The sequence below is a fragment of the Nodularia harveyana UHCC-0300 genome (genome assembly GCF_034931085.1).
Taxonomy (GTDB): domain Bacteria; phylum Cyanobacteriota; class Cyanobacteriia; order Cyanobacteriales; family Nostocaceae; genus Nodularia; species Nodularia harveyana.
The window spans coordinates 1-12,604 of record NZ_JAYGHG010000045.1 but is presented as its reverse complement, the minus strand read 5'-3'; the positions used below and the strand labels follow the sequence as shown (position 1 = coordinate 12,604).

9 protein-coding genes and 1 tRNA gene are annotated in these 12,604 nt (G+C 39.6%); 4 read left to right on the top strand and 6 right to left on the bottom strand.

From position 1 onward, the window contains the following. Positions 1 to 3 precede the first annotated feature (3 nt). The 4 genes from VB620_RS19435 to psbZ all read right to left on the bottom strand — a co-directional run bounded on the left by VB620_RS19435 (position 4) and on the right by psbZ (position 1,775). Positions 4 to 411 carry a hypothetical protein gene (locus VB620_RS19435; RefSeq protein WP_323197815.1) on the bottom strand — a complete coding sequence of 136 codons (408 nt, stop codon included), beginning with the start codon at positions 409 to 411 and terminating at the stop codon, positions 4 to 6. A 248-nt stretch (positions 412 to 659) separates the two neighbouring features. Further along, positions 660 to 731: transfer RNA gene (locus VB620_RS19430), tRNA-Gly, on the bottom strand. Positions 732 to 835: 104 nt separating this feature from the next. Next, on the bottom strand, positions 836 to 1,414 hold the full coding sequence (gene ribH / locus VB620_RS19425; RefSeq protein WP_323197799.1) for a 6,7-dimethyl-8-ribityllumazine synthase: 579 nt from the start codon (positions 1,412 to 1,414) through the stop codon (positions 836 to 838). Between the two features lie 172 nt (positions 1,415 to 1,586). Continuing rightward, positions 1,587 to 1,775, bottom strand: a complete 189-nt coding sequence (psbZ, locus tag VB620_RS19420) for a photosystem II reaction center protein PsbZ (RefSeq protein WP_323197798.1) — start codon at positions 1,773 to 1,775, stop codon at positions 1,587 to 1,589. 216 nt (positions 1,776 to 1,991) lie between these two features. Between psbZ and VB620_RS19415 the strand changes: the two genes are divergently transcribed. Genes VB620_RS19415 through VB620_RS19405 form a run of 3 tightly spaced genes read left to right on the top strand, consistent with a single transcriptional unit; the run spans position 1,992 to position 5,932 of the window. After that, on the top strand, positions 1,992 to 4,688 hold the full coding sequence (locus VB620_RS19415; protein ID WP_323197797.1) for a CBS domain-containing protein: 2,697 nt from the start codon (positions 1,992 to 1,994) through the stop codon (positions 4,686 to 4,688). A 25-nt stretch (positions 4,689 to 4,713) separates the two neighbouring features. Then, complete coding sequence (locus tag VB620_RS19410; RefSeq protein ID WP_323197796.1) at positions 4,714 to 5,289, top strand: Uma2 family endonuclease; 576 nt, start codon at positions 4,714 to 4,716, stop codon at positions 5,287 to 5,289. Then, the gene (locus VB620_RS19405; RefSeq protein WP_323197795.1) at positions 5,282 to 5,932 is read left to right on the top strand and encodes a transglutaminase-like domain-containing protein; all 651 of its coding nucleotides are present in this window, start codon (positions 5,282 to 5,284) and stop codon (positions 5,930 to 5,932) included. The genes VB620_RS19410 and VB620_RS19405 overlap by 8 nt, the downstream gene beginning before the upstream one ends. Positions 5,933 to 5,990: 58 nt before the next feature. Here the strand turns inward: VB620_RS19405 and VB620_RS19400 are convergent, their stop codons facing one another. Beyond that, a complete protein-coding gene (locus tag VB620_RS19400; protein ID WP_323197794.1) occupies positions 5,991 to 6,671 on the bottom strand; it encodes a Uma2 family endonuclease in 681 nt (226 codons plus the stop codon). 231 nt (positions 6,672 to 6,902) lie between these two features. On the opposite strand from VB620_RS19400, the gene abc-f reads away from it, so the two are divergent. Beyond that, complete coding sequence (gene abc-f / locus VB620_RS19395) at positions 6,903 to 8,519, top strand: ribosomal protection-like ABC-F family protein (RefSeq protein WP_323197793.1); 1,617 nt, start codon at positions 6,903 to 6,905, stop codon at positions 8,517 to 8,519. A 194-nt stretch (positions 8,520 to 8,713) separates the two neighbouring features. Here the strand turns inward: abc-f and VB620_RS19390 are convergent, their stop codons facing one another. After that, on the bottom strand, positions 8,714 to 12,169 hold the full coding sequence (locus VB620_RS19390) for a choice-of-anchor I family protein (RefSeq protein WP_323197792.1): 3,456 nt from the start codon (positions 12,167 to 12,169) through the stop codon (positions 8,714 to 8,716). Between the last annotated feature and the right edge of the window lie 435 nt (positions 12,170 to 12,604).

Genomic DNA, 12,604 nt, shown 5'->3' with positions numbered 1-12,604 from the left:
GAATTAACGTCTGTAGGTAAGCCAAACCATCAGTGCTGGTAGAATAGCCAATAGCACCGCCACCATTGCCCATGCAATAATGCTAGTACCATTTGCCAATCGCAGTGCTAATGGTAACCATATAATCACTAGCACGAAAATCACACCAAGCGCTACAGGTAAATAGTTTTCTCCCAATCGAGTCGGGATAATGCGCCAACTATTTCCCATCCAATGCCAAGTTCGCTTGTAGGGATAGGTGGTTGACAGCTGTTCTAGGACATGACCATTATCTTCTACTACAAAGATTTGTTGACAGCGATCGCAACCAAATGCTTCTGTTAGTGTAATCGGAATCAGTTGTCCTTTGCGACGGCAGGGACAAGGATATTCCGTATTCAAATCGATTTTTTCGTGTTTTTGAGATGGCACAAGCGTTCTAATAACTTGAGCGTGTTTTTTCTGTCCTGTGAGAATATCTTTCCTCACTATTCTGAGGTCTAATTGCCCACATAAATACCCAGAAGATGCTAAATTGTGCTTTGTCTGATTATATTGAATCATCAGAGTAAATCAAGTGTAATACACCGATTTAACACAAATTTTTTACACCCCAAGGAATTATAGTTAGGTTATGGTTTATTAAAACCAGATGTTAACCTAGACTTTAATTTTTTAAAAGCGGGTAACGCGATTCGAACGCGCGACATTCACCTTGGCAAGGTGACGCTCTACCACTGAGCTATACCCGCGATTTGCATGATGGATATATCATCTCAGACATATTTGGATTTGTCAACCCCTAATTTTCAAGTGCTGAGTTTTCGACTCAGCACATAGCATCAGCCTCACAGCCTCAACCTAATCCTTCTGACTCCGGGGCTAAATTACCAACTTTGCTAACAGGCAAAGAACCAGGCAAAGATTGGGTCTGATGAGGATATGATTCGCTGAGGTTAGAGCGCAATTGTCGCATCAAGCTAGCCATTTCCAGGGCGTTCATGGCATAATCCCAACCATGATTACCTTTAATACCTGCCCGTTCTAAAGCTTGCTGCATGGTATCCACTGTCAAAATCCCAAAAATTACCGGTACACCAGTTTGGAAGCTAGCGGCGGCAATGCCCTTAGACACTTCAGCAGATACATAATCAAAATGAGGTGTTTGTCCCTTAATCACAGCACCCAGACAAATTACCGCATCATAACGATGGGAAAGGGCGAGTTGGCGGGCTACCAGAGGCACTTCAAAACTTCCAGGAACCCATACATAGTCTACTTGAGTCCCCTGGGGATCTGGGTCTACACCGTGGCGTTTCAAGCAATCTTGACAACCCTCTAGCAGTTTCCCGGTAACGAGGTCATTGAATCGACCAATAACCACTGCTAAATGCAATGGTTCCGTTTGAGCAAAAGTTCCCTCAAAAACTGCCATGACTGCCTCTTAATCAACTATACTCTGACCAATATACATTTCTTATCTAAATGCGGAAGAGCAGAAAAGCACATTTAACTAAATAGAACAAGAGAATAGGAAAATCTTGTTCTTGGCTCTTCTGCTCCTATATTCGCTATGCTATTTTGGCAAAATAGACCTAAGCGATCGCTTAGACTACAAAAAAGTTTAATACACCAACTAAAAGCACTAAAGCAATCCACACTCCGGAACCAACCCAGAGCAGTTTTTTAGATTCCACCCAGTTTTGTGGGGTAGCATAGGCAACAGGAACGCCTACTACCAAAACAAAAGAGGTGAGAACCAAAGATATCAAAGCGAATTGAAATATTAAGGTCATTTTTCCTTCTCTCAAACTAGCGAAAATACTATATCTAGAATATCGTGAACGGCGACACCAACAGTTTTGCCTTACTTGTTAAGCTAGCAGAAATTGCGTCACTATATTCATCATTCTTGTTTGTAGTCAGGACTTAGGTATTACTCCCCAAGTTCTGAGGGATGAATCCCTGACAACGGATTAGGATTGAAAACAAAAAACTTATGAATAATGAATATGGACTTAATTATTTGTCACACCACAGCAGATTTTGACGCATTAGGAGCCGCCGTGGGGCTAACCTGCCTATTACCGGGCAGCAAAATTGTATTAAGTGGTGGCGCACATCCACCTGTAAGAGATTTTTTAGCACTGTACCGGGATGAATATCCCTTCATTGAGAGACGTGCAGTTAATCCTGAGAATATTCGTTCGATCAGAGTTGTGGATACACAACAGCGCGATCGCCTGGGAAAAGCTGCTGAATGGTTAGAGTTAACCAATGTAAAAGAAATAATAGTTTATGACCACCACTTAAGTCAACAGCTAAATATTCCCGCCACAGCATCCCATATTGAAGCAGTGGGAGCCTGTACAACTTTAATGGTGGAACAACTGCAACAACAGCAAATTCCGCTAACTTTATCCCAAGCCACAGTCATGGCTTTAGCTATTCATGTCGATACAGGCTCGTTAACCTTTGACAGTGCCACACCCAGAGATGCGATCGCCTTAGCTTGGTTAATGCAACAAGGAGTCAGTTCCAAAGTAATTTCCACTTATCTTGATCCTGGTTTATCGCCCCAATTACAGCAGCTACTAACTCAAGCCCTGGAAAACTTAGAATATTTTTCTCTACATGGATATACCATTGCCTGGGTAACACTGAAAACAGAGGAATTTGTCCCAGGATTATCAAGTTTAGCTTCGCAGCTAGTGGAATTGACCGAAATAGATGCCCTACTGCTGGCAAACGAATATCCTCACAAACAAGATGACTGGCGTTTAACAATCATTGGTAGAACCCAAATTCCCGGTGTAAATCTTAACCTCTTATTTCAACCCTGCGGCGGTGGTGGACATTCCCAAGCCGCATCCTTGAGTTTACGCCAAGTCGATACACAGCAAACATTACAACAACTCATAGACGGCATCAAAGCCGCAGTTCCCCATCCTCCCACAGCCAGAGACTTGATGTCCTCCCCAGTCCGCACCATTCGCCCCGAAACCACAATTTCCCAGGCACAGAGCATATTATTACGCTATGGACACTCTGGTTTATCTGTACTCGATAGCCAAGGAAAACTAGTAGGAATTATTTCCCGCCGAGATATAGATATCGCCCTACACCACGGATTTAGCCATGCGCCAGTGAAAGGCTATATGACCACCAAAGTCAAAACCATTACAGCAGATACCATCTTGCCGCAAATTGAAACCCTGATGGTAACTTATGATATTGGACGCTTACCAGTATTAGAAAACGGACAATTAGTGGGAATTGTCACCCGCACCGATGTACTGCGGGAATTACATCAAGCCGACCCAGAAGACAAATTCCCCAGCCCCAATTCCCAATTCAAAATAAATTTTAATACTGAGTTGCAAAATCGCCTTGCGCCGCAACTATGGCAATTACTCACAGTAGCATCCCAAGCAGCCGAAAAACGCGGTTGGCATCTTTACTTAGTCGGTGGTGCGGTGCGAGATTTGCTATTAGCCGAATCAGCTGCACAAACATTAATGATTACAGATATTGACCTTGTAGTTGATGGTTTTCACCAAGCAGCCGATGTGGGCGCTGGTGTAGAACTCGCAAAAGCACTCCAGGAAATTTATTCCGGGGCGCGGTTAGAAATTCATGGGGCTTTTCAAACTGCGGCTTTACTATGGCACAAAGACCCAGAATTAGACTCTTTATGGATGGATATTGCGACTGCGAGAACAGAATTTTATCCTTACCCAGCTGCGAACCCGGAAGTGGAAGCTAGTTCCATTCGTCAAGACTTGTATCGTCGTGACTTTAGCATTAACGCCCTGGCTTTGCGTCTTACTTCTCCCCGTCCTGGGGAATTACTCGATTTCTTCGGCGGTTTACTAGATTTACAAGCCAAGCAAATTCGAGTGTTACACCCCAACAGCTTTATTGAAGATCCTACCCGTATTTATCGGGGTGTGCGTTTTGCTGTGCGCTTTGGCTTTGAGTTGGAATCGCAAACCCAAGAGTTTATTCACTATGCCATTAACAGTGGCGTTTACGATCGCACCGCCGAGACAAATACCAAAACCCCAGCCTTACAAACTCGACTCAAAGCTGAATTAAAATACATTCTCCAAACTCCCTATTGGCAATCAGCTTTACAATTACTGAATAAATTAGGCGCTTTACAGTGTATTCATCCGACTTTGCAGTTAGATAAATCATTGTTGCAGCAATTGCGATTATTAGAACGCTGTTTAAGAAAATTTGACCCCCAAGAAACTCTAATTCACTGGGAAATGCGCTTAGAAGCATTAATTGCCCACTTAGAACCCCAATATCGGGGAAAAGTCGCCAAAAATCTGCATTTAGCAGAGGATAGTATCAAACGCTTGCAAAACTTGGCTACAGCCGAAACTGAGGTGAGGAAATTATTACCAACTTGTCAGCGTCCCAGTCAAATAGTGCAGTTACTACGACAATATGATTTACCCATGCTGATTTTAATTGCTTTACCTAGTCCGCAAATTCTCAGACGGCAGATATGGCATTATTTAACAGTTTTAGCAAATGTGCAGCCCATACTCAATGGTAATGATTTAAAGAAATTAGGCTACAAACCAAGTCCGAAATTTCGCCAAATGTTAGATGATTTACTTGCGGCTACTTTAGATGGAGTGATTAACAATAGAAAAGAGGCGGAAGAGTTTTTAATTAAGCATTACACCCAATAAATTTTCTTGCACAGAGGTCAGTTTTATGCAAATCTCAACACCAAAACGCTATTACAGCCCAGAAGAATATTTACAACTAGAAGAGACAGCAGAATATAAAAATGAATATATAGATGGAGAAATTGTCACTATAGCTGGTGGAACTACCAATCACAACGAAATCTCTTTGAACTTTTGCACCAATTTCAAATTCAGAATGCGGGGTAAAAATTACAAAATTTACATGGGTGATGTCAAATTGTGGATACCCCGTTATCACATCTATACATATCCTGATGTGATGATTATTCCAGGAGAACCGATATATGAAGGAACTGGGACTACAACTGTAACCAACCCTTTAATAATTGCCGAAGTATTATCTAAATCTACGGAAACTTACGATAAAACCAGTAAATTTAGATATTATCGTTCTCTTCCCACATTTCAAGAATATATTATGATTGACCAATATGAATATTTTGTAGAGCAGTTTCATAAAAATAATGATGGTCAATGGGTATTAACAGAGTACGAAACCCAGGATGCAGTGTTATCACTACAAACAATAGATTTTCAAATCTCTCTCAATGACATTTATGAAGGGATAAATTTTGACTAATAGTTTAGCCTTCACTATCACAAGACAAAAAATAACCGCAGCAATGAAAGAGTATTTGAAAGTTAGTGAAGTCATTGACTGGCAGCATCCAAAAATTATGGAACGCGCCAAACAGATCAGATTGGGATTTGACAAACCAATAGCGATCGCACAAGCTTGTTTTGAGTGGGTGCGAGACGAGATTTTTCACAGTTTTGATTACCAAATGAATCCTGTAACGTGCCGAGCCTCAGATGTTCTTCAACATAAAACGGGTTACTGCTTTGCTAAAAGTCATTTACTAGCAGCATTATTACGAGCCAACCAGATTCCAGTAGGATTTTGCTATCAACGGTTGAGTATTGATGACAAAGGTGCGCCGTACAGTTTGCACGGTTTTAATGCCATCTATTTGCCTGACGTTGGGTGGTATCGGGTTGATGCAAGAGGCAATAAAGCAGGAGTTAATGCTCAGTTCACTCCACCTCAAGAGCAATTAGCGTACAAAATTCAGTTACCTGAAGAGTCAGATTTCCCAGAGATTCTTGCCGAACCGCTTCACATTGTCGTAGAAGCGTTGCAAGCACAAAATACGTGGGATGATATGCTTTGTAACCTTCCAGACATATCGTTGGAGTCCGCAAAGATATATAGTTTGCTCTAAGACTTTTTTAAAGCTTTAGTGTTTGTCAGATATTAAATTACGAATTACGAATTACGAATTAAATTGTATCAGGGTCAATATTTAACTCTCGCAGTTTTGCTGCTAAACGTTCGGCTTTTTGTTCTGCTTGTTCTGCTGTTTCTTCCGGTGTTGGGACTAATTCCCCATCGGTTCTAAAAAATCTTACCAGTCCTTCATGAACTCCCAGATATAAACCTAGTTGATGACTCCACAAATATCCTTTGTCATTAGGTTCTAAAGCTTGATATTCTCCATCGACTAAGTGAAACCCTGCAAACTCTAATGTGTAAGGGTCAAACCAAAAATAATCTGGTGTACGGAAAGTATCTTGATAAATTTGTTTTTTTAATTCTTTATCTGTTTTGGCGGTAGATTCAGAAAGTATTTCTACAATGACATGGGGATATTTGCCGTCTTCTTCCCAAACTACCCAACTTTTACGGGTTTTACGTTCTGTGTCTAAAACCACGAAGAAATCGGGCCCTCTAAAGTCTTGTGATTTGCGTTGGTGGGGGCTGTAGTAAATGGTGAGGTTTCCCGCCGCATAAAAATTATTTCTATCTCGCCACAGCCATTCTAAACATTGTAAAAGTAGGATAATTTGGCGTAGATGTAGTTCTGTTTCCAAGGGAGGTTCGTCACTATATAAATCACCAGGGGGAAAGATAACATCTTGGTCAATGCCTGCTTGGGGAGCTAATTCTTGAGCAATGGTCATAGAATAAGTATGGCATTAAATAGTTATAGGTGGATTTTAGCATTTTTATGCTATGCAACAAGCGTTTTCTGAAATTCTTTTATGCTAGACTGTATTTTATAATCAAACCTCCAACGAAATAACTGCAATGAAGTAGTCCCAAACAACTGTTAAACATAATTTTTTGTGTGTTTTATCTATCCGTATTTGTTAATCAACGGGTAGAAGTTTGGGAGTGGAGGTTTGCAAATAATGTCGAAAAAACTAATATTATTAGCTGAGAATTTAGCCTATGAACTCAGCCTAGAAAAAACTTTATTTCAAGAAGTTCAGGTGACTATTGAGGCGGGCGATCGCATTGCTTTAATTGGTCAGAATGGTATCGGGAAATCAAGTCTATTAAAGATACTTGCAGGGCAGAAAATTCCTAGCAATGGCTGTGTATCCCGTAATGGTGTTGTCTACTATTTACCCCAAATCAGCACTATCAGACCAGAAATTACAGCAGATACAGTATTGAATCTCTTGATGTCAATTTCTGATGAATGGTGGGAAATTACAGGAATTTTACAGGCACAATTTCAGACAGACTTGGATTTATATTTACCAATTGCTAATTTAAGCGGTGGGGAATTAACTAAACTATTTTTAGCAATTGGTTTATCCCAAAAACCAGATTTATTATTATTAGATGAGCCAACAAATCATCTGGATTTACCAGCATTAGAAAGCTTGAAGCAGTTTCTGGTAAACTTTTCTGGTTCCTATATAATTGTTTCTCACCAGCCTTTTTTCTTAGACCAAGTAACAGAAGTAACTTGGGAACTAACACCAGGGGGTGTGAAAGTCTATGGAGGCAATTTTTCTGAATATCGCCAGCAAAAAGAAATTGAATTAGCAGCAGCAATGCGATCGCACATAGTCGCCAAAAAGGAACTCAAGCGCGTCCAAACTACGGCTATGCAAGAACAGCAACGCGCCACCCAATCAAACCACAACGGTCGCACCAAGTTTCTCAAAGGTAGTGTGGATAAAATCGCCGCCGGAGTGATCAAAAGCCAAGCTGAGAAATCCACCGGAACTGCGAAAAAGAAACATGATGCAGCTGTAGCCAAAGCTAATCAAAAATTTGCTGATACGAAGGTGAAAACAACTAAGGTAACAAGCATTCAGTTAACAGAAACTAGTCAAAAACGCCGAAATTTAATTGACATTCAGGGTGCAAATCTCTGGGTTTCAGAACGCCTATTACTGCAAAATATTCAGCTACATATTTCATCTGGCGATCGCCTGACTATTGTTGGTGCGAATGGTTCAGGTAAATCAACTCTAGTCAAAGCAATTTTGGGAAGGAAAAACCAAAGCATAACTTTAACATTTGGTGAGGTGATGGTAGCACCAGAAATGAAAGCTGTATATCTTGACCAAAGTTATGAATTAGTCAATCGCCAACAGACGATTCTAGAAAATATGCAAACCGCCAATCCTCGTCTCAACTATCAGCAGCTACGTCAACAGCTAGGACATTTTCTGTTTAAATATGATGACGTTCACAAAAGCGCCTCTGTGTTGAGTGGTGGTGAATTAGCCAGACTAGAAATTTCCATGATCAGTATCTCAGAAATTGATTTATTAATTCTGGATGAGCCAACAAATAACCTAGATATTGCAACCGTTACACAAATGATAGACGGAATCAATGAATACCAGGGTGCGCTGTGCGTCATTTCCCACGATATCGATTTTCTCAGCCGCATCAACATCAGCCAAAGTTTCAAATTGCAAGATCAAACCTTTCAAATGATGACCTATTTACCTAGTACACCAGAAAAATATTATCAAGAACTCTTAATCTACCATCATGTCTAAAAAATACGCGCCTTTGATATAAAAATGCTCTCAAACTTCTTACCTTTGTGTACTTGTGTTGATAAGTGGCAAATAATCACATGAAAATATCAGGGAAAAGTTGAAAATAGTTTAATGTCAAAAAATATTCCCAACCTCTAGAAGAAGTCAGGAATAATCAACGTTTGGAAAGTCAAAAATTACTGCTGTGTCTTTTAAATAAAAGCAAAGTTGTCAGCAGTTAAACCAGTGGTATCCACACCATTCAACATAGCAACAGTGGTTGCACCAATCATAATGCTGTCACCAGTTAAGGTCAGATTATCAAAGCCAAATCCTGCACCTTGACTAGCAATACCTAAGACATCAGTACCCATTTGAAAGTCAACAATGGTGTTAGGAGTCATAGGGATATCACCAGTAAGAATCCAGAACTGGTCAGCACCAGCACCACCAGAGAGGAGGTTTCCACCACCTTCTTGAACGAAGAATTTATCATCACCATCACCACCTAAAGCGCGACCATTTGCACCCAGGTAGAAAATATCATTACCAGTACCACCAGAGAGACGGTAGCCTGTAGCATCTGTAGCATCTAGTACATCATTACCACTACCACCAAATGAGCGATCTGCTTGCAGCAGCGCTTCGCTATCGCCATTACTCACATAAATAGTGTCACTACCGCTACCAGTATAAATGCGGTTATCACCAGTGCGACTACCACCAAAAGGAATATCTACTTCATCGTTTCCAGCACCAGTAAATACAATGTCTTGAACACCATCTAACTGAACAACTCCGTTAACTGATAAACCTGCAATTAAAGTATCAGCAGCAGGACTACCAAAAACTAATTCTGGTAATTCTTCATCAACAACTGATGCAATATCATAAGGTAAGTCAATGATGCCCAATTTCTCAGGAATTTGTGTTTCCGAGAAGTTAATAGTAACAGAACCATCAGCATTATTATCACTACCAATAATGTTGAAGTCGTTATCATTGAGTATTGCTAATTTATTAGGTGCAACTAAAGCTAAACCCTCTAATTTTTCAACACCTGTATAACCCAATTCAGCCGCATTGACAATTAAACTTTTACTAACTGGATTAATCCCAGCAGTAGCTAATTCTGCTTCACTTAATTGTTCAATGGTTTTATCTGCTGGTAAAGTGAAGTTGTTAGCATTGTTGATATTAGTAGCTGTCGCTAAATCAATTTGATAGATAAGCTTATTAGAAGTAATATCACTTCTATCATCTCTTTCGATAACAGCAAATTTACCATTACCTAAAGAAACAGCATCACCAATTTTATCGGTTTTAGCACTTCCACCACCTGTAATATCATCTAACAAATAGAGATATTCACCAGTTACTTGTCCAGAAACAATATCTAATTCCACAACTCTTAAATTGCGAGAATTTCTAGAAGTTGTATCTCCTGAAAAATCAGGATTATCAATGGCAGTTTGGATAAAAGCATACAGCTTATTACCTTCTAAAGCTACAGCTTCAAAACCGCGATTACCACGACGTTGAGCATAAACTTCTGGTAATACTTCAGTTCCAAAAGTTCCCGATGTTTGACCATCTGCTGTAGCAGTTCCAATGGGAATAAAGCGGTCAATTAAAACACCATTATCGTTGAAGTGATAAATTGCGGGACGGTATTCGTCCACCATCCAAAAATCACCATTTGGTGCGACTACAATTCCCTCTAAATCTGCACCTAAAGGATCATTAGCTACTGGATTTCCTAAAGAGTCAATTCCAAATTCATCGGTGTAAGCTGTTCCTGGTTCTCCTGGTTGTAAATTAGGAAGTCCAGTTAATGGTGTTGTTCCATCTGCACGGAATAATTCTATTCTATCAGTGATGCTAATTTCACCGCTAGTTTGATTGAGTTCAAAACGCACTATTTCTGGTTGGAAATCAGGTAAAGGAAATGGTCTACCTGCGGCTGAATTATCACCATTTGGACCACGATCTGGATGAGTAACAAAAGTGAGATTACCGTTTTCAGCTACTCCGGTAAAATACAATCCAGAAAAACCACCCAAGAAAAATTCTTGACCAGTAGCACTAATTCCTAATGATGGTAAATTATCAAATTCATAAGTGGTTAATTTTGCTTGAGGATTGATTTCATAAAAACTTACAGTTTCACTTACTTCATTAGCCACTGCTAATAAAGGTTTACCATTAGGACTATCTTCAGCAGCAATGAATTTTAAACCTTCAGGAGCAACATCAGTTTCAGTTCTAATATACTGAACAAATTCAGGTGCTTCAGGGTTACTGAGATTATAAACTAATACTCCACCACCAGCACGTTCTAAGCCGATAAATCCATAAGGTGTACCATCAATAACACCCACTTCTACACTTTCTGGTTCTGCACCTTTATTATCAGAACGAGTATCAAATTCATCAGCAGAACCGTCATTTGCATTAAATAAATCAGGTGTTTGTGCAGCGACAATTCGGGAAATTTGATCACCGCTATCATAAACTAAATTACCTTGACTACCCCAAATGGAGAAAGAACGAGCGCCATAAGCATAAAGCTGATCAAAATCTCCATCTCCATCAGTATCTCCCAGAGTATTGGTGACATTGAGACGACCTATATTTTCATCAGCTTGTAATTCCGCAGCATTAGGAAAAGCATCAGGATCTAAAATGAGATCCTTAATTCTTGATTCCTCATTGAAAATATCACCTTCACTATTATTAGGAGCAGGTAAAATGTCATCATCGGTGGGACGGATGCGAGCGTCTCCCTCATTGGCAGTGATATAATAAGTATTACCACCAACTTGGAAAGACTCTATCCCATCGGGTTGGTACATCCCGAAAATAGGGTAATTTTGGATATTGATAGCATCATCTCTATCACTAGCATCTAAACCATTTCCTGCTAAACTATGGTCTTTAAAACCTAAAGGTAAAACGTCAGTAATAGTTCCGTTAGCAATATCTAGAACTGCAACAGCGTTATTTTCTTGGAGTGTGATAAAAGCAGTTTGATTATCAGGAGAAACTGCAATATATTCTGGTTCTAAATCTTGAGCAACAGTAGCATTGGGTCCAAAAATTCTTACTCCATCTGCTTTTAAGGTTGCTTCTTGACTATTAAATGCAGTAAAGTCAGCAGTAGTAACATTGCTACTATTTAAACTAGTAATATTGCCAGAAACATCAATAATACTAACTGAACCTTCAGGATCAATGGTATAGTCTTCGTTTGGTTCTCCTTCATTGGCCACTAGTAATTTGCTACCATCGGGAGTGAAGGTAATCATATCAGGTAAAGCACCCACAGTCACTTCTGCAAGTTGTGTGAGAGTAGCAGCATCAAAGAAAACAACTTTGCCAGGATCAGTAATATTATTAGCAGAAATAGCAACAGCAACAATACTATTTTCTACTCCTGTTCCTGGTCTAACAGCTACACTTTGAATTCCTGAACCGAAATCAGAAAGGTTAATTTGATTAACTATAGTGGGGTTATTAGGATCAGAAGCATCAACGATTTGTAAAATAGGTTGATCTTCAAATTCTCCAGTGACAAATAAGCGTTGAGTTTTTGGATCAAAATCAGCAATTTCTGCACCATTTAAGCTAACAGTGCCAATGTTTTGTAATTGAATTGGATATGTCATTTTATATTTTTGGCTAGAGGTGATTTGGTAGTTTCTAGTGAGGGATTAAGTCTGATGGGGATGAGAAAGTAAAAACTAGAACACTAACGAAAAACTATATTAGATACATTAAGAGAGCAATAAGACAGGGTTAAGAAAATAAAAAATATAGTAATTTGAGGTGATAAATAAGTTTATGGTATATGGAAAAGGTTTATATTATGAGACCAGCTAGAATATTATCTTGTTTAAGAGTTGCGATTAATCCTATCTGGATAATTGATAAATTAGAGGCTGTTTGAAAAGTATTATATGAAACCCATAATCTTCAAAAACCTAACCCCCCTACCCCCCTTCCCTACAAGGGAATGGGGTTTTCAAAGCCTCTCTCCTTGCAGGGGAGAGGTTTGGAGAGGGGTCAATTTATACATTAAAAACTTTTCAAACATCCTCTTA

Bases quoted from the DNA above. Each gene is read 5' to 3' on its own strand.
- ribH (WP_323197799.1), bottom strand. From the start codon at position 1,414: ATGGCAGTTTTTGAGGGAACTTTTGCTCAAACGGAACCATTGCATTTA.
- psbZ (WP_323197798.1), bottom strand. From the start codon at position 1,775: ATGACCTTAATATTTCAATTCGCTTTGATATCTTTGGTTCTCACCTCT.
- VB620_RS19415 (WP_323197797.1), top strand. From the start codon at position 1,992: ATGGACTTAATTATTTGTCACACCACAGCAGATTTTGACGCATTAGGA.
- VB620_RS19410 (WP_323197796.1), top strand. From the start codon at position 4,714: ATGCAAATCTCAACACCAAAACGCTATTACAGCCCAGAAGAATATTTA.
- VB620_RS19400 (WP_323197794.1), bottom strand. From the start codon at position 6,671: ATGACCATTGCTCAAGAATTAGCTCCCCAAGCAGGCATTGACCAAGAT.
- abc-f (WP_323197793.1), top strand. From the start codon at position 6,903: ATGTCGAAAAAACTAATATTATTAGCTGAGAATTTAGCCTATGAACTC.
- VB620_RS19390 (WP_323197792.1), bottom strand. From the start codon at position 12,169: ATGACATATCCAATTCAATTACAAAACATTGGCACTGTTAGCTTAAAT.